Source organism: Shewanella sp. GJ50-10 (assembly GCF_055808815.1).
This window is the reverse complement of sequence record NZ_JBVVSS010000001.1, coordinates 2,860,906-2,879,047: the sequence shown is the minus strand read 5'-3', so window position 1 is coordinate 2,879,047 and position 18,142 is coordinate 2,860,906. Positions and strand designations below refer to the sequence as shown.

Genomic DNA, 18,142 nt, shown 5'->3' with positions numbered 1-18,142 from the left:
TTGAGCCAAAAAAATGAGTAAGCCAATAAAGGATTACTCATAAAAATTCACTAGTTCACAACATAAAGGGCGGAACACGAGTGATTATGCGCCTTGTTACTTAACTGAAAATTAAATTAGTCTTTCACATTGTGATCTCAAGCCGTTTTTTGACCTAAAGTCATATCATCTCAAGGATTTTTGACGATTTAATGAAATCAGCTTATCTAACACTCGTTCACCATCAATACGAATACCATTGTGCTCATACTCTGATGTCATCCAATATTGAAGGTTATCAACTAACTGCGCTGTTTCAAGGCTGTAGTTCATATCAACATACATATCTTCGCTGTATATCGCTGCTGTAACGGGCACTGTATTTTGCATTAATACATCAACGTCATATAAATTGCTCCAATCAGATTTAGTCGCAACAGCATCGGCTAACGCTTTAAGTGGTTTTAACTGATTAAATTGCTCAAACATCCATGGATAAATCATCTCGCCAGTAAATAACAGACGTTGACCTTTTTGATAATTAAACTGCTGGAACTGCTCTCTCACACGATGGGCAGACCAATTTGCGCCTTGTTGATGGAATTGCTGGCAATAAATTGATTCATGCATCAAGGCAAAAATTGGGTTGGTGTTGTAGTCTAAGAATTGGCTAAATTGATGTAAGAAAAGCGGATTAATCTGCTTGCCTGAGGCGGTGTCAATTAACGCTTGTTCTAACAGGTAATAAACCGCCTCTGGGCCTTGTTCCATACCAATATTAACCCCAAGCAGCTGTAGCATTTCAACGGTGAGTTGCTCGCCAGTGGCTAAAATGACTTGGTTGTTATCGATATAGTCAGCAAGCTCAGAGGTTAATTGCTCTGCATCTTTAAAGCGGCGATAAAAGTCATTGTTCTTTTTAATCACTCGTTGATATGTCGCTTTATAAACATCATCAGCGCGTCGAGTTAAAGATGGAATACCGCCAGTAATAAAGGCTTCTTTAATCGAATCCGGCGCAGCAGACAAGTAATGCAGTACACAAAAACCACCAAAGCTTTGGCCTAAAATGCTCCACTGAGTATTGTTGGTTAATTTAAGGCGAATAAACTCAGCGTCGCGAATAATATTATCGGCGCGAAATTGGCTAACGTACTCCACTTGCTCTTCAAGTGCTAAATGGCTCAGGGTGACATGATTGATTAAACTTGAAAGGCCGGTGCCTCGTTGGTCGAGTAAAATAACTCGATATTCTTCTAAGGCACGCTTTATCCAGCCGCTATTCTCAATGGGTCTAACTGCGCCAAACCCCGGGCCACCTTGAAAATACACTAAATAAGGTAGGTCTTTTTTCTGGCTTTCAGTGCTGACGATTTCACGGGCAAATACCGTTATTTTCTCTCCTTCTGGTTGCTGATAATTGAGCGGAACCGAGAAAAAATGTTTCTTTGAAACAATACCTGAGAGAATGCTGTCCATTTGCATGCTTTACCTGTGAAGAGAGACTAGAGAAAGGTAGTATTGTAGAAAGCTTAACTATCGATCACAATGAAAACTTATGCTGATTTGGCTAAGTTTTGTTAGCGAAAGCTAATTTATGTTTGTAATAGTTTACAAGCACTTCAATTCATTTTAAGAACTCATCTTCAAATACAGTGCTATATAGGTGATGTATTCATATTGAAATAAGGAACTAAGAGTAAATTAACCCTGTTTATTGCTTAAATAGTTTCATTGAACATACGGTCAATACATCAAGTCGGCGTCAACCGTTCGGGTTATTGTGAATTTTTTATAAATATTTAAAAGATAGATCAAACTTTTTTACGCCACTTGAAGCATAATAAGCTCAAAGCAAACACTTGCTACTGTGAGGAAATAAGAAATGAAATACCAAATCATTCCAGTCACCCCGTTCCAACAAAATTGTAGTGTGATTTGGTGTGAAAAAACCAAACTAGCAGCAGTGGTTGATCCAGGCGGAGACATTGACCGCATTGTGACTGAAGTCAGTAAGTTAGGGCTAACTCTAGATAAAATTCTATTAACTCACGGCCATATTGATCATGTTGGTGGGGCTAAAACTCTCGCTAATCAGCTCAATATCCCGATTGTTGGGCCGCACATAGCCGACCAATTCTGGCTAGAAGGCTTAGCGAAGCAAAGCCAAAATTTTGGTTTCCCGCACATTGATTCCTTTGAACCAACTCAGTATTTAAACGAAGGTGATGAAGTCACCATTGGTGAACAATCCTTAGCAGTGCTGCATTGTCCAGGCCATACGCCGGGTCACGTGGTGTTTCACTCAAAAGAATCACACCTTGCATGGGTTGGTGATGTCTTGTTTAGAAGTTCAATCGGCCGAACTGATTTCCCACAATCAGATCATAAGCAGCTGATTAACTCGATTACGCAAAAGTTATGGCCACTAGGCGAAAAGGTGAGTTTTATTCCGGGTCATGGCCCAATGTCCACTTTTGAAGAAGAACGTCAGCACAACCCATTTGTGGCCGATCAGTTACTGTCTTAAGTTATTTGCTCATTTCTGCATATACAGTTACATTTTTTTACCTAATATCTGCACCGATGCAAACCAGCGAGTTGACTGACTCGCTGGCTAATCCCTCCAAGTTTACGTGGTTTGTCACTTCCTTTAGTTATCACTAATCTTTGCATTATTTACATCCTTTGTTAGCTTATAAGCTCCAACACAAGATTGTGCTGGCAGTGACTCGTATCCTAACTAGGCTATGAGTTAATTAAGGATTGATTGAGCAGGCAAGGATTTATGGCGCATCACTTATTATCACTATTGGATATTTGGGCTGAAAAACCGCAACTTGAATGGGCATTAGCCGTTATTACTTCGGTTGAAGGTTCATCTTACCGTAAGCCCGGTGCCATGATGTTATTTGACCCATTAGGCAAAACTCTGGGAATGCTCAGTGGTGGTTGTCTAGAGGCCGACTTACGCCGTCATGCTCAACAAGCAATTCAAACTCAACAAGTGTTTCATCTTACTTATGACGCCACCGATGAAAACGACACGAGTTATCAGCTAGGTTGTGGTGGCTTAGTTAATATCATGATGGTGCCATTACTGGCTGACAACCATTACCTTGGTTTACCTGAGCTGCACCAGCAATTAACTCGTGGTTATCACGGCCATTATCAATTATCCCTCAATAACAATGCCAGTCATGCTGGCGAGATGTCAGGTAAATTCATTGCGTCTGATACCGTTAAGCCAATTCAAACTAACGACTTATCGAATAAAGCTCAGCAACTCACATTAGCTGAGAAAGAGTATTTATCGATACCAGTTCGTGCGCCATTTCATTTAGGCATATTCGGCGGCGGATTAGATGCACAGCCTTTAGAGGCAATGGCTGCCCAATTAGACTGGAAGGTTACCGTATTTGATAGTCGCTCAGCCTATGCTCGCAGCTATGATTTTCCGGTTGCTAAAATCAATAAAACCCCACTGCAACAACTTAAAAGTGACGCATTAACTCAATTAGACGCAGCTGTTGTGATGAATCACAATCTTGAGTTAGATGCACTAGCGCTTAGCGCATTACAGCCAACCGATATCGCCTATATTGCGTTATTAGGCCCAGGGCACAGACGAGATAAAGTGCTAGGTTTAGCCAAGCTTTCACAGCAAGAGTTCAGTGGCTTCTTTTCAGCGCCCGCAGGGCTTGCACTGGGCGGCGAACTACCGAGCTCAGTGGCATTAAGTATATTATCGCAGTGTCATGGTGTGCTTCATCATAGTATCGGTAAAGATGATGACTTAAGCCGCTTAGATAAGGTCATGAGCTAGTGACTTTTTTATCTAAAGCCCCAAAAGTGGTGAGTGTCATGCTGGCTGCAGGTCAGAGTGCCCGTTTTGATGGCGCTAAACTTGCGGCCACAGTGTCAGGCCCTAAGGTGAACGATCCTGACCCAAATGCTGAAAACCACAGCCTATTAACTCACAGTTTATTATCGTTAAGCCAAGCAGCTGAGCAGATTGATATTGGTAAACCGTGTGTGATTTTAGGCGGTCATATCGATGTGTTATCGCCGCTGATACCTATCAATACGCCAATTTTAATTAATAGCGACTGGCATTCTGGCATAGCCAGTTCTGTGGCATTGGCGGCTAAATATGCCCAAGCTGAAAAAGCGGATGCATTGCTGCTCACACTCGCCGATCAAGTGGCCATTTCTTGTTTACATTATTTAAGCCTCTATCGTTTGTTTTGCCTTTTTGGTCAAACGACAGCAGCTTATTATCAACAAAATCCTGGTGTGCCAGCCATTTTTCGTGCTGAAGATTTTGATGCCCTTCAGCAATTAGCAGGCGACTCAGGGGCTAAAAAAATATTAAAACAACATTTAACTAATCAAACTTTGGCCGTGTTTCCGTTAGAGCAAGCCGCCATAGATATTGATACTAAAGCCGATCTTAGCTGGTGGTTGGCGAACAAGGAGTAAGTGATGACGCAACAAAAGCAAACACTTGAAGTGAATGGAAAAAGCTTCACCCTAGATGCCGACCCCAATATGCCTATCTTATGGGCGCTGCGAGACATTTTGGGCTTAACTGGCACCAAATATGGCTGTGGAGCAGGCCTTTGCGGTGCGTGTACTGTGCATATTGATGGCGCGCCAGTACGAGGTTGTTTAACCAGCATAAAACAAGCTGCGGGTAAGTCAGTGACCACCATTGAAGGACTTGAAGCTGAGAAATTAAAAGCGGCTTGGGAGAAACATAACGTGCCGCAATGTGGTTATTGCCAAGCAGGGCAGTTAATGTCGGCAGCCGCATTACTTACCACTACGGCTAAGCCCACTGAAGCGCAAATAGATGATGCGATGTCGGGCAACATTTGCCGCTGTGGAACTTATCCGCGTATTAAAGCTGCAATCAATACTGCTGCTGATAACAGTAAAGCGGAGGTATAACCATGACCACATTTACCGCAGTTGAAAATATTAGCCGTCGTAACGTGCTTAAACTATTTGGCGCAGTGGGTGGAGGCTTAGCACTAGGCGCATCAGGTTTAGCGTGGAGTCCCATGTCTATGGCACAAGAGGCTATGGCACAAGGGGCTAGCGCTCAAGGCAAACAAACGCAGCTGAACATCTTTATCGCCATTGGCGAAGACAACAAAGTGTATTTAACTTGTCATCGCTCAGAAATGGGACAGGGTATAAGAACTGGTGTGCCGCAAGTATTAGCTGATGAGTTAGAAGCTGAATGGGATCAAATAGTGGTGGTTCAAGGTTTGGCTGATGAACAGTATGGCAGTCAAAACACCGATGGTAGCCGCAGTATTCGTAAACATTATCAAAAAATGCGTCAAATGGGCGCAACAGCTAGAAGCATGCTAGAACAAGCCGCAGCAAATCAGTGGCAAGCAACACCTGCAGATGTGTATGCTAAAGCGGGTAAAATTCATCATAAAACCAATGGCAAAAGCCTGTCATTTGGTGAGCTTGCCATTGCAGCCTCTGCACTTGCAACACCAGCGCTTGATAGCGTGGCATTAAAGCCAGCTTCGAAATTTACCCATATCGGAAAATCGCCCACCATTGTGGATATGGACGATATGCTTAACGGCAAAGCTGAATATGGTTTTGATGTCAAAGTAGCAGGAATGGTGCACGCCTCAATTACTCGACCGCCAGTATTCGGTAGTGATGTAGCTACGTTAGATGATAGCGCCGCCCGTAAAGTGGCAGGGGTGTTAGATGTCATTCAAATCCCAATCGTAAAAGGCGCGCCGTTGTTTCAGCCGCTTGGCGGAGTTGCCGTTATTGCAACCAATAGTTGGAGTGCGCTGCAGGGACGTAAAGCATTAAAAATCACTTGGACAGACTCTGCTAACAGCCAATATAACTCGGATACCGATTTAGCAGAGCTTGTGAAACGCGTTGGCGAGTCTGGTACAGTTATTCGTCAATTGGGCGACTCTGTTACTGATTGGAGTGACGATAATAGTTTATCAGCGGTTTATACCGTGCCGTATTTGACCCATGCCATGATGGAGCCGCCAGCGGCTGCGGCATCAGTGACGAAAGATAGCTGCGAGATTTGGGCATCAACTCAAACGCCGCAAAGCACTCAGAAAAATGTCGCTGGGGTTTTGGGCTTAAAAGACGAGCAAGTTAAAGTGAATGTCACCTTACTGGGTGGCGGTTTCGGGCGTAAGTCAAAACCTGACTTTAGCGCTGAGGCAGCGTGGTTATCTCAAAAAATCGCTAAGCCAGTTAAGCTTTTATGGAGCCGAGAAGATGAGATTCAAAACGGTTACTATCATGCGATTAGTGCCCAGCATTACCAAGCGAAATTAGATGGCAATAAAGCCCCAACGGCGTTACTTGCACGTACAGGTTTCCCATCGATTAGCTCCACTTTTGCCGAAGGTGTCGATATGCCATCAGCAGGGGAGTTAGATCTTGGTTTTTCTGATATGCCGTTTAACTTAAGCCAAATTCAGTTGGAATCTGTTAAAGCTACAGCGCATTCTCGTATCGGTTGGATGCGCTCAGTATGTAATATTCAACATGGTTTTGGTGTCGGCAGCTTTGTCGATGAACTTGCCGTTAATGCTGGTAAACCCTGTATTGGTATGTGGCGTGAGCTGTTGGGCAAACCGCGTCATGAAAAGCTTGAAAATCAAGTGGTGAAATACGGTAACTATGGCGAGACTCTAGCAGACTTCCCCATTGATATTGGCCGTTACTTAGGTGTAATTGATGCAGTTGAAAAGGCCATGGTTAAACAGCCTAAAGTCAAAGCCAATCAAGGCTGGGGCTTTGCAGTACATCGCAGCTTTGTTAGTTACGTAGCGGTTGCAACCTTAGTCGAAATGGATGGCGATAAGCTCACTGTATTAAAAAGCATTGCTGCAATTGATGCCGGTACTGTGGTTAACCCAGATAGGGTGCACTCACAAACTGAAGGTGCGATCATATTTGGATTAAGCCTAGCGATGATGGGCGAAATTAGTTACAAAGACGGTAAAGTTGAGCAATCTAATTTTCATGACTATCCGCTGCTACGCATCGGCCAGTCACCAGAGATTGAAACCATTATTGTCGAGTCAGATGCCAAACCTGCAGGCGTCGGTGAACCTGGCGTGCCACCCGTGGCACCTAGTTTAACCAATGCAATATTTGCAGCTTCAGGTAAACGTTATCGCGATTTACCTCTGAGTAAAGTACTGAAGATGTAGCTTAATTAACGAGAGTAATATCAATGCCCAAGCTAGTTAATAGCTTGGGCATTTTTTTGGACATAAATAAGCGGAATGAATAACGGAGTTGGTATTTTAAGCTACCTAACTATTATCAGAATTTAATGAATAACTGTGTATTGTCAAATACATACCTGTATCACATAAATGCAAAGTTTGTTTCTCGTTATGTAAATAAGTAATTTCTCCCCCAAAATCCTCGTTAAGCGTCAAGTATCTGAAAATAAGTATGTTTTTACCTTAATGGTATACATGCCGACCCCAAATTATTCTCGGTTAACTCAATTCTCGTTTTTATCCAAAGTTAAGCTGATTGATTTAGTTAATAGTGGCTGTTAAGTTACTAAAATTATTAATAAATAAAGTTTTATGTGATTGAGTTTTGGTAAAAATCCCAAGGGTGTTTATCGGAATTCTCGCTAATAAGCTGTTAGCTTTTAAGGAGATGTATGCTCAAAAATATCATCGAGATAATTGAAGCTTTTATTCAGAAAGAAGTTGAAATTGTCTCTAGTCAAGAAATGCCCCATATGCCAACGCTTGGAGATGCATATGAGTGTATTAGCAAAGATTCTATTGAACGTGCACTTCCTTCTTCTTTAGATTTAAGGGTAGTATCTGGTTTCATACGCGGTTTACCTGAACAAATAGATTGCATGCTTGTTCATGGAGAGGGTGAACAATATGGGCGTACAGATAATTACTTTTATGACATTGAGAATGTGCTTGTAGTTTTAGAAGTTAAAAAAACTTTAAATAAAACAGACTTGGTTTCCGCATATCAGCAATTAGCTCCTGTTTCTAAGATTGCATTTGAGAAGTTTGTTGCTGAACTTGAAAATAATGTATTTCCTGATTGCTCCGAGGCGCATCGACATTTTTCACAAATTACAGGGAAAATAGCAACAGATGAGTGGCAACAACTAGATTACTCACCAGTCACCGATGCAATGATGATGAGTATCCTAACTCAGGAGTTACAATTCCCAGTTAAAATCGTTCATGGTTATGGTGGATATAAAACAGAGAGTGGATTACGTAATGCTTTTCTAGACTTTTTAGAAGCGAGTGATCCTAAAGAAGAGATTCTTGGCATCAATGCACTCCCAAACTTAATTACTAGTGAAAATTTTAGCCTCTATAAAACAACAGGGCTTCCATTTGTCCCTGAGTTAACCGATGGTTATTGGCCCATCATGGCATCAAGTAGGGGAAATGTGGTTGAGCTGATGATTGAGGTGATCTGGAGTAAGATTTCAAAATTTTGCAATGTAAAAATGCCTTGGGGGGAAGACTTAGATATTGATACTAGTGCTGTATTACTGTTAGCTGAACCAATCTATGATGCTGGAAGTGAATCTGGAGGCTGGAAGTTTCATACTCGTGAGCCTAACGAAGCTAGCCTTGCAAAACCAAGATCTTCTTCAGAGTGGAAACCTGCTTTTTTCTCAGAAGAGCTTTCAACTTTATTAATGCATTTGCAATGGAATTCCCATCTAGATAAACAATCAGATTTCTTTAAATCAGTAGCTGTAGAAGCTGGTATTTCAGATGAAGAATTAAGAGATACCTTATTAAAAACTAAAATTATGGCAGAAGAAAATGATAGATATATTCGATTTATCCTTCCTGTCGTGCATATGGTCTTTTTGGACGAAGGTGGAATGATAGCATCAGATGACAATGATAGACTTGATGCTTGGTTATCCAAAAATGATATGTCAGGCAAAGGAAAAATGGTCTTTATAAATTCAACGCAACTAGCACAAAGCTAACAAGTTGCTTAAACGGAATAAAAACAGTTGGCCATCGCTTCGCGATTATAGCCAACCATTTTTATCCGCTTAGCAAGGCGTTATATCTCTAGGAGTTCATGTTGGCTGTAGTGGAAACTGAAAGGTTATGTATTCGTAAAATTACTGCTACGGATGCTCAAGAACTTTCGAAAGTATTAGCTGACCCTACAGTAATGAAATACTCTACTGTGGGAGTCCACTCTGAACAACAGCTTCAAGAGTATATTACTAACTGTCAGAGACAATATGACCTAAATGGTTATGGACACTGGGCTATTTATGATTCCAGAACTTCAGATTTTATAGGTGTTTGTGGGTTAAATAAGAATCAGATAGATTCAGGTGAAGTCATACATATCAACTATCGTTTAGCTGCTAGCCAACAAGGTAAAGGTTATGCTGTTGAATCTACGCTTGGAGTTTTAGACTTCGCAAAGTGCTCATTAAAACTTGATGCTATATACGCACTCATCGAGCCTGAGAATATTAGCTCTGTTAAAGTAGTAAACCGCACGGGCTTTGAGTTTATTGAGACTTCATCATTTCGAGGTTTCAGGGTTGATGTCTATCAAGTAGTTCTATAAAAACGAGATATAACAAGAAACTATGGCGTAAATAGCTACTTTCTTCGGTTTTTCTAGCAGCAACTAAACGTTGCTATCCTCAATTCTTGAATGAAAGCTGCGTTTGCTTTTGAGGCGCCGCTTTTGTTATTCATTTTGGCACTGCACCAACTACCAACCATTTATAAAGACATTTAATTTTTGAATAGTTTCAATATCAGCCCCCCTAGTTTAAAGTCTACTTCGTTAACTCAGAAACACCGCTATAGCTCCGCTCCGCATTGAGCAAAATATCCTGATATAAGTTGGTTTGCTTTAATTGCGAAATAGCCTCATCGACTAACATGGCAGTATGAGGATCGTGGCAAGCAATGTTGCGAGGTGCTTGATCGAATAGCCTGACCTTGGTGACTTCAAAAGGTGATTTAATTCGGCCGTCAATTTGGTGGCGATAATAATCAAAAATCCGTTGTTCGAGAATGATCGCTTGAATACGCTCACTAAATAACATCAAGATTTGGTTTTTTTGGCTAGCGATTTCATTATAGCTTTTATGGGTTTTCGATAACTCTGAAAACTCTGAACCTAGGTATTGATTCGCATTTTGAAAGCCTACTAATGAGTAGTTTTTAAGATCTTGAACCGTGTCTATTTTTAGTTTGTTTTTGGTCAGAAAAAACACACTATTTTGATATTCGATTAAACTTTGAGTTAAAAAAAGTCCGTCGCTATTTGAGGGGGAGTTGATGATGCAGTCGACTTTTTTGGTTTTGACTAATCGCAACGCTCTAAGATTAGTCGCAAAAGTGATTTCACCTAATTGCAGATTATTTGATGATAAAGCTGCATCTAATAATTCATATTGCAGGCCGCTTTTCTTATCAACAAAAAAGTAGGGTTCAATACTATTACTGGTGGTAAAATTGATAATTCTATCTTCAGAGGCACCAACAGGATCGCTTGCAAAAATAAAGCTATAAGAAAGAATGAAGCTGAAAAAGGCAGGCTTATAACTTGAGGTTTTTGGGTATTTGATATGCTTCAACTTATAAAGTCCTTTTAAAGTTGTTGCTCAATACTGAGCTATAAAACTTATATTTGCATTCTCTAATGTAATGAGTAACAACACAATTACTATTTTGCTTGGATTTAGTTAAGTTACTTTATAAGAAAGGACTGTGTATGAAAATATACAGTGAGAGGTACTCCCTGCCTTATTTGAAGCGTAATAGCAAAAAGCCTAACTCAATAAAGTTAGGCTTTTGGATATACCGCTTCTATTTACTGTTCATATCAAACTAGTCATTTTTCCTAGTCTGAGAATGTGCTCCAAATCGGCGCGTGATCTGATGGCTTTTCAATACCACGTAAATCGTAATCGACATCTGATTCGGTTAAGCGTGGTAATAATGACTTAGTCACCATAACCACATCAATACGCAGACCACGGTTATCGACAAAGCCTTTACTGCGGTAGTCAAACCACGAGTAACGTTCAGTGCGCTCTGGGTGTAATTCACGGAAGCTATCAACTAAGCCCCAGTCTTTTAAACGTTGTAGCCATTCACGTTCTTCTGGCTGAAAACTACATTTACCGGTTTTAAGCCAGCGTTTAGCATTCACGTCACCAATACCAATATCTAAATCCACAGGCGAGATGTTGATGTCACCAATAATGGCAATGTCTTCATCTGGCGTGTGATTGTCAGCAAGGTGCTGCATTAAGTCTTGGTAGAACTTACGCTTAGCTGGATATTTGGTTTCGTGGCTGATGTTTTCGCCTTGGGGGAAATAACCATTCATCACGGTAATCACACGGCCATTTTCTTGGGTGAACTTACCCATGATCATCCGGCGCTGGGCATCTTCAGCATCATCTTTAAACCCTTTGATGATTTCGATTGGCTCAGCTTTTGAGAGCATAGCGACACCGTAATGGGCTTTGCCGCCATGGTAATGCACGTGATAACCCATAGCTTCTACGTCTGCTACTGGAAATGCTTCGTCGTGAACCTTCGTTTCTTGCAGGCCGATAACGTCTGGTTGATGGCTGTCGATTAACGCTTGCAGTTGATGTAAGCGGGCGCGAATACCATTGATGTTGAATGAGACAATTTTCATTACACAAGTACTCGCTTAAATGGCTTAACAATCACGCTAGCGTATACGCCAGCCTCGATGTATGGGTCTTGGTCTGCCCATGCTTGTGCAGCCACTAATGAGTCAAACTCAGCAACCACTAATGAGCCTGTAAAACCGGCTTCTGCTGGGTTTTCGTTATCAATAGCAGGATGTGGACCAGCAACCAATAAACGACCTTCAGCCGCAAGTGCTTCAAGTCTTGCTAAGTGAGCAGGGCGAGCACTCATGCGTTTCTCTAAACTGTTTTCAACATCTTGTGACGAGATCATGTACCACATAGATAGGTTCCTTGAATTATTTTATTTGTTCCGATTCATCATGTTCCATATGTTTATATAGGTACATAACGGTAATAACAGTATTGACTAGGGTAAGGGCGGTTAAACCAAATACTTTAAAGTTAACCCAAGTTTCTAGCGGCAAGCTAAAGGCAACATAGATGTTGGCAATACCACAGGCAACAAAGAAGGTCACCCAGTACCAAGTGACGTGTGCCCAGATATTGTCGGGGCATTTCATTTCTTTGCCGAGCATGCTTTTAAGGATTGGTTTATTGATTAACTGACTCACCATTAATGCGATGGCGAAGAAGGCATAAACAATGGTCACTTTCCATTTGATGAAGGCATCGTCGTGGAATATCAGGGTTAAGGTTCCGAAAAATGTCACCATGGCAAAGGTGATTAAATGCATTTTCTCGACTTGTTTATAAAGGATATAAGTGACAATAAGCTGCACTGCGGTAGCGGCGATAAGCGCGCCTGTGGCAGTGTAAATGTCATAAAATTTGTAGATGGCGAAAAAGATGACCAACGGAAGAAAATCAAGCAATTGTTTCATATGATGCGATAGCCTAAATAGATAAATCAGTTTACTGATTAATAGCCGTCATCGCTTTATACAAGCTTGAATTGGTTATTAACCATTATGGTAATAGTAGGCTCAGAGTCTAGCATGGCTGCAGGGTTCATATGAAGGGTAACAAGGGCTTGTTTACTGGATTTAGTCGTAATTTAGTCGTAATAACGGTTAATAAAACTTCATAAAGGCGATAACAAAATGCCACTCGAATGAGTGGCATTGATAGTCTTAAATCAAGCTTAATAATTAGAGGAATAACCCATTATTTTATTCGCTTATTTTGAACTGCTACTTATGAGTCGCCGCTTTCATGTTGCGGGTAAACTCTCCTAGTGCGCTAAGTAAGGCTTTTTCATCGTCTTTGTTACGCTCGATGATTTTTACCACAGCAGAACCTGAAATTGCACCCGCAGCGCCAGCTTTAATGGCTTCGCTCACTTGTTTAGGCTCGGCAATACCGAAACCTAATAATGGTGGTGGTGCATTAAACTCTGCAAGTTTAGCAAGGACTTCACCAATAGGTGCACCCGCTTTTGACTCTGTGCCAGTCACGCCTGCACGCGATAACAAGTAGGTATAACCTTGACCGTGTTCACTGACCATTTTGATGGTGTCAGTATCAGCATTTGGCGGTGCGATAAAGATAGGGGCAACGCCATGTTTATGAGCCGCTTCGCTGAACGGCGCTGACTCTTCAACAGGCACATCAGCAATCAGTACTGAATCCACGCCCGCTTGTTTAGCTTTAGCGTAAAACTCGTCAATGCCGTTGGCAAATACGAGGTTAGCGTATAACAGTAATCCAATCGGCATGTCAGGATATAACTCACGAACTTGTGTCAGCAGCGAGAAACAATCTGCAACGTTAGTGCCTGAATCTAATGCGCGTAAGTTAGCGCCTTGAATCACTGGACCATCGGCTAATGGGTCTGAAAACGGAAAGCCAAGTTCAAGGGCATCAGCGCCATTATCCACTAAGGTTTTAATGATCTTTAACGAGATCCCTACGGTTGGATCGCCAAGGGTCACGAACGGCACAAATGCACCTTGCTGTTTTTGCGCTAATTGGTCAAAAGCTGCTTGATAACGATTAGTCATGATAAGTCCTTACTTCGCAGCTTCAGCAGAAGCTTTTTGTTCTAAAATGTCAGAGACGGTGAAGATATCTTTATCACCACGGCCCGATAAGTTAACCACTAAAATTGTTTCTTTAGTGGCTTCTTTAGCCATACGGACTGCATAAGCAATAGCATGAGCTGATTCTAGTGCTGGGATAATCCCTTCTGAGCGTGCTAGCAGCTGGAAACACTCTAATGCTTCATCATCGGTTGCTGACTCGTAACGCGCACGACCAGTGGCATTAAGGTAAGCATGCTGCGGGCCAACAGACGGGAAATCAAGACCCGCTGACACTGAATATGACTCTTCAATTTGACCGTCGCTGTCTTGCATCAATGGCGCTTTCATACCAAAAAAGATACCCGTTTTACCGTGCTTAAGCGGTGCGCCGTGCATTGGCGTATCAATGCCTTTACCTGCAGGTTCAACGCCGATAAGTTCAACGTCTTTTTCATCGATGAAGTCTGCAAACATCCCAATCGCGTTTGAACCACCACCGACACATGCGATAACCGCATCTGGTAAGCGGCCTTCTTTTTCAAGAATTTGCTTTTTAGTTTCTTCACCAATCATACGTTGGAATTCACGTACTATGGTTGGGAAGGGGTGCGGGCCTGCTGCAGTGCCAAGCAGGTAATGCGCTTTGTCATAACTTGCTGACCAGTCACGCATGGCTTCGTTACAGGCATCTTTTAGGGTGGCCGAGCCAGAAGTCACAGGAATGACTTCTGCGCCCATAAGCTTCATTCTAAATACGTTCGGCGATTGACGTTCAACGTCTTTCGCGCCCATGTAAACCTTACATTTAAGGTCTAGTAACGCACAGGCTAATGCCGTTGCTACGCCGTGTTGGCCTGCACCAGTTTCAGCAATAATCTCTTTTTTACCCATGCGTTTAGCCAATAAAGCCTGACCTAACACTTGGTTGGTCTTGTGCGCGCCGCCATGGAGTAAATCTTCACGTTTAAGATAGATTTTAACCATAGGGTTAGGGCTTAAGTTACGGGTTAAGGTTAATGCGGTAGGGCGACCTGCATAGTTTTTCAGTAACTCGGTAAATTCTTTTTGAAACTCTTCATCTTCTTGGGCTTCAACAAAAGCAGTTTCGAGTTGCTTTAGTGCTGGAACAAGAATTTGCGGTACGTACATGCCGCCGTATTCGCCGAAATAAGGGTCAAGCTTGAGCTTTGTCATTGGGTCTTCCTTATCAATATTGTGTGAAATACCCATGTAGGTTATTTCGTAATGCTGTATTAAATTTGGTGCTAATTCTTTCTGATTGCTGTGAATGCTTGGGCAATCTTGTGCGCATCTTTAATGCCGGGCTGTGATTCAACGCCTGAGTTGAGATCTAATCCGTAAAAACCTTGTTGGTTAGCATCGAATGCGTTTTCAGGTGTTAGCCCACCTGCAAGCATGCTGTTTTCTCGTTCTGCGTTGGTTATCGCAGAAGTCTCGAGTAACGCTTGCCAGTTAAAGGTTTCGCCAGTGCCGCCAAAGCCTGTAGTGTTTTTGCTGTCGAATAAGTAACGATCGCAGCCTTGTGGTTTATCGCCCACCTTATTGCTATTGCTATTGCTATTGCTATTGCTATTGCTATTGGATGTGGTATCGACGCTGACCGCTTTCCAGATTTGGCAATCAAGTTTGGCATCGGCAAGTAATTGCTTTAACTCAGCTACTTCAGCACTGGTTTCGCTGCCGTGCAATTGCACTACCGCTAAACCGACTGTTTTTACTGTCTCAACAATCTCAGCGTTGGCTTTATTAACGAATACGCCAACAAAGTTCAAACCGATGTTATTTGGTTTGCTTTGATTGACTAATTCAGCTGCCTGTTCAACAGTGACGCTTCGTGGTGATTTTGGATGGAAGATTAACCCCCCAAACACTGCGCCAGCTTCAGCTACTGCTTTAATATCTTCAAGGCGAGTTAAGCCACACACTTTGTTACTGCCAAAAATCAGTTGACGACAAGCAAGGTCGATATCGTCTTGCGCCATGATAGAACTGCCCACAAGGTAGCCGTCTACTAATGGATTTAAGCGTTTAACCTGTTGGTTATTATAAATGCCAGACTCACTAATAATCACTCTATCAGTAGGAATTTGCGGTGCTAAAGCTTCAGTGGTGGCCAAATCGGTGCTTAAGTCACGTAAGTTGCGGTTGTTAATACCCACAATACGCGCATTAAGATCAATGGCTCGCTCAAGTTCTTCTTGATTACTTACTTCTGTTAGCGCATCTAAATTGTATTTAGCGGCTTCTTCAGCCAATAACTTGTATTGCGCATCATCAAGTACTGACAGCATTAATAATACAGCGTCAGCGCCTTGATGGGCTGCCAGCTTGATTTGATATGGGTCGACAAAGAAGTCTTTACACAAAATCGGTTGGCTGACTCGAGCGCGAACTAGCGGAATGTAATCAATATCGCCTTGGAAGAACTGCTCGTCGGTTAATACAGAAATACCTGCTGCGTATTTTCCGTAAATATCGGCAATCGCTTCAACATCAAACACTGGGCGAATAAGCCCTTTTGATGGACTGGCTTTTTTACATTCAAAAATATAACCGGCATTTGGTGCTTTAAGGGCATCAAATAAACTGCGGTCAGATATTTTAGGTTGTAAGCTCGCTTCAGGGTAACGCAGCTTAAGCGATGCAATGTGCGCTACTTTGGTATCAACAATTTTAGTTAATACGTTTGATTCTTTATCTGTTTTATTCGCGACTGTAGGCATTAGTGTGCTTCCTCTTGCTGACTTGCTTCAGCCAGTTGAGTTAATACTGAAAAGGCTTTGCCGCTATTGATTGTTTCAAGGGCAAGTTGAGTACCTTGCTGCACTGAGTCACAAACACCACTGACATAAAGTGCGCAGCCTGCATTAATCGCTACAGCATCACGGTGGGCAGGTTTACCTTCGCCTTTTAAAATAGCTTGAGTAATAAGGGCATTATCACTTGGCTCACCGCCCTCAAGGGCTGAGATTTCAGCAGGTTCAACACCTAATTCTTGTGGCGTGAGTTTATAAAAGCGAATGTTGCCGTCGTTAAGCTCTGCCACTTGGGTTTCGCCGTGTAGGGCGACTTCATCCAGACCGCTGCCGTAAACGACCATGGCACGTTTAACACCTAAAGCGTTTAACACGTTCACAATTGGCGCAATTAATTTAGGCGAATATACGCCCAATAGCATGGCTTCAGGTTTAGCTGGGTTAATCAGTGGGCCTAAAATGTTAAAGATGGTGCGGGTTTTAAGGGCTTGTCTTACAGGCACGGCGTGGCGCACACCAGCATGATAATGCGGTGCGAATAAAAAGCATAAGCCGAAGTCTTCAATGCATTGGCTAGCAACTTCTGGTGGCATGGTTAACCCAATACCGCAATGTGATAACACATCTGATGCACCTGATTTACTCGATACGCCGCGATTGCCATGCTTGGCAACTTTTGCACCAGCAGCAGCGGCAACAAATGATGCTGTGGTAGAGATATTAATGGTGTTATGACCATCGCCACCTGTACCTACAATATCCACCACACCAGTTGCTAATGATTTAGCGCTGCGCGGAAAAGGTTTAGCCGCTTTACGCAGTGCATCTGCTGCACCGGTGATTTCTTCAATGGTTTCGCCGCGCATTTTTAGTGCCACTAGCATGCCTGCCATGGCTACTGGATCCATTTCACCTTCAACGATTGCGGTGAATAACTCTGCGCTTTGGTTGCGGGTTAACGCATTGCCTTGATAAAGTGAGTCTAATAGAGGTTGAAGTTGAGACATTATAAGGCTCCCTTTTGGCTACTTTCATTGGCATGGGTTAGGTAAGTCAGCGTTTGGGTTAATAGCGTGCTACCTAAAGTGGTTAAAATGGACTCTGGGTGAAACTGGAATCCTACCGCTTTATCTTGTGGGTGGATTACCGCCATTGGCATGTCTTCGGTGGTGGCAATCACATCTAAACAGTCTGGCACTTTAGTCGCGACTAAGCTGTGATAACGCGCCACTGGCAGCGGAGAAGGTAGATTAGCAAATACACCTTCGCCATTGTGCGTAGTTGGGCTAGCTTTACCGTGAACCACAAATGGAGCACGTTCAACTTTGCCGCCGTAATACTCAACCATGGCTTGATGGCCTAAACAAATACCTAGCATTGGTACTTTGCCCGCAACTTTGCCGATAAGCTCCATCATGCAACCTGCTTCATGAGGTGCGCCTGGGCCTGGAGATAACACTAAGGCTGCTTGGCCTGATTCAGCGATAAGTTTTTCAGCTAAGTAATCAGCACTAACGTCATTACGATAAATCAGCACTTCGAAGCCTAAACTGCGAAATTGATCCACCAAGTTGTAGGTGAATGAGTCAAAGTTATCTAATAAATACAGTTTCATATTGCTAATGCTTTTTGACGTTTGTTGGTTTGAATTCATG

17 protein-coding genes are annotated in these 18,142 nt (G+C 42.4%); 7 read left to right on the top strand and 10 right to left on the bottom strand.

The window, feature by feature from the left end:
• Positions 1-165: 165 nt before the first annotated feature.
• The gene (locus tag AC0L4E_RS12075; RefSeq protein ID WP_473679384.1) at positions 166-1,464 is read right to left on the bottom strand and encodes an alpha/beta fold hydrolase; all 1,299 of its coding nucleotides are present in this window, start codon (positions 1,462-1,464) and stop codon (positions 166-168) included.
• A gap of 400 nt (positions 1,465-1,864) precedes the next feature.
• Here AC0L4E_RS12075 and AC0L4E_RS12070 point away from each other — a divergent pair, with 400 nt between their 5' ends.
• From AC0L4E_RS12070 to AC0L4E_RS12040, 7 genes are all read left to right on the top strand, one after another.
• Entirely contained in the window at positions 1,865-2,509 is a 645-nt protein-coding gene (locus AC0L4E_RS12070; protein WP_473679383.1) for an MBL fold metallo-hydrolase, read from the top strand.
• A 258-nt stretch (positions 2,510-2,767) separates the two neighbouring features.
• Positions 2,768-3,805, top strand: coding sequence for an XdhC family protein (locus AC0L4E_RS12065; RefSeq protein ID WP_473679382.1), 1,038 nt, complete (start codon positions 2,768-2,770; stop codon positions 3,803-3,805).
• Positions 3,805-4,461, top strand: coding sequence for a nucleotidyltransferase family protein (locus AC0L4E_RS12060; protein WP_473679381.1), 657 nt, complete (start codon positions 3,805-3,807; stop codon positions 4,459-4,461). The genes AC0L4E_RS12065 and AC0L4E_RS12060 overlap by 1 nt, the downstream gene beginning before the upstream one ends.
• Before the next feature lie 3 nt (positions 4,462-4,464).
• Entirely contained in the window at positions 4,465-4,932 is a 468-nt protein-coding gene (locus AC0L4E_RS12055) for a (2Fe-2S)-binding protein (RefSeq protein ID WP_299574163.1), read from the top strand.
• 2 nt (positions 4,933-4,934) lie between these two features.
• Positions 4,935-7,208 carry a xanthine dehydrogenase family protein molybdopterin-binding subunit gene (locus tag AC0L4E_RS12050; RefSeq protein ID WP_473679380.1) on the top strand — a complete coding sequence of 758 codons (2,274 nt, stop codon included), beginning with the start codon at positions 4,935-4,937 and terminating at the stop codon, positions 7,206-7,208.
• 470 nt (positions 7,209-7,678) lie between these two features.
• Entirely contained in the window at positions 7,679-9,004 is a 1,326-nt protein-coding gene (locus tag AC0L4E_RS12045; protein ID WP_473679379.1) for a DUF6602 domain-containing protein, read from the top strand.
• A 98-nt stretch (positions 9,005-9,102) separates the two neighbouring features.
• Entirely contained in the window at positions 9,103-9,609 is a 507-nt protein-coding gene (locus tag AC0L4E_RS12040) for a GNAT family N-acetyltransferase (protein ID WP_473679378.1), read from the top strand.
• A gap of 217 nt (positions 9,610-9,826) precedes the next feature.
• On the opposite strand, the gene AC0L4E_RS12035 is transcribed toward AC0L4E_RS12040, so the two are convergent.
• The 9 genes from AC0L4E_RS12035 to AC0L4E_RS11995 all read right to left on the bottom strand — a co-directional run bounded on the left by AC0L4E_RS12035 (position 9,827) and on the right by AC0L4E_RS11995 (position 18,102).
• A complete protein-coding gene (locus AC0L4E_RS12035; RefSeq protein WP_473679377.1) occupies positions 9,827-10,633 on the bottom strand; it encodes a substrate-binding periplasmic protein in 807 nt (268 codons plus the stop codon).
• Positions 10,634-10,899: 266 nt separating this feature from the next.
• Positions 10,900-11,709: an exodeoxyribonuclease III gene (xthA, locus tag AC0L4E_RS12030; RefSeq protein ID WP_473679376.1), complete on the bottom strand. Its 810-nt coding sequence runs from the start codon at positions 11,707-11,709 to the stop codon at positions 10,900-10,902.
• Positions 11,709-12,008 carry a YciI family protein gene (locus tag AC0L4E_RS12025; protein WP_473679375.1) on the bottom strand — a complete coding sequence of 100 codons (300 nt, stop codon included), beginning with the start codon at positions 12,006-12,008 and terminating at the stop codon, positions 11,709-11,711. Before AC0L4E_RS12025 ends, xthA begins: the two co-directional genes overlap by 1 nt.
• 16 nt (positions 12,009-12,024) lie before the next feature.
• Positions 12,025-12,570 (bottom strand): septation protein A, encoded by a 546-nt coding sequence (locus AC0L4E_RS12020; protein ID WP_473679374.1) that lies wholly within the window; start codon positions 12,568-12,570, stop codon positions 12,025-12,027.
• A 309-nt stretch (positions 12,571-12,879) separates the two neighbouring features.
• A complete protein-coding gene (gene trpA / locus AC0L4E_RS12015) occupies positions 12,880-13,689 on the bottom strand; it encodes a tryptophan synthase subunit alpha (RefSeq protein ID WP_473679373.1) in 810 nt (269 codons plus the stop codon).
• A 9-nt stretch (positions 13,690-13,698) separates the two neighbouring features.
• The gene (gene trpB / locus AC0L4E_RS12010) at positions 13,699-14,904 is read right to left on the bottom strand and encodes a tryptophan synthase subunit beta (RefSeq protein ID WP_473679372.1); all 1,206 of its coding nucleotides are present in this window, start codon (positions 14,902-14,904) and stop codon (positions 13,699-13,701) included.
• Positions 14,905-14,975: 71 nt separating this feature from the next.
• Positions 14,976-16,454, bottom strand: coding sequence for a bifunctional indole-3-glycerol-phosphate synthase TrpC/phosphoribosylanthranilate isomerase TrpF (gene trpCF / locus AC0L4E_RS12005; RefSeq protein ID WP_473679371.1), 1,479 nt, complete (start codon positions 16,452-16,454; stop codon positions 14,976-14,978).
• Positions 16,454-17,494, bottom strand: a complete 1,041-nt coding sequence (gene trpD / locus AC0L4E_RS12000) for an anthranilate phosphoribosyltransferase (RefSeq protein ID WP_473679370.1) — start codon at positions 17,492-17,494, stop codon at positions 16,454-16,456. Before trpD ends, trpCF begins: the two co-directional genes overlap by 1 nt.
• Positions 17,494-18,102 (bottom strand): aminodeoxychorismate/anthranilate synthase component II, encoded by a 609-nt coding sequence (locus AC0L4E_RS11995; protein ID WP_473681628.1) that lies wholly within the window; start codon positions 18,100-18,102, stop codon positions 17,494-17,496. The genes trpD and AC0L4E_RS11995 overlap by 1 nt, the downstream gene beginning before the upstream one ends.
• Positions 18,103-18,142 lie beyond the last annotated feature (40 nt).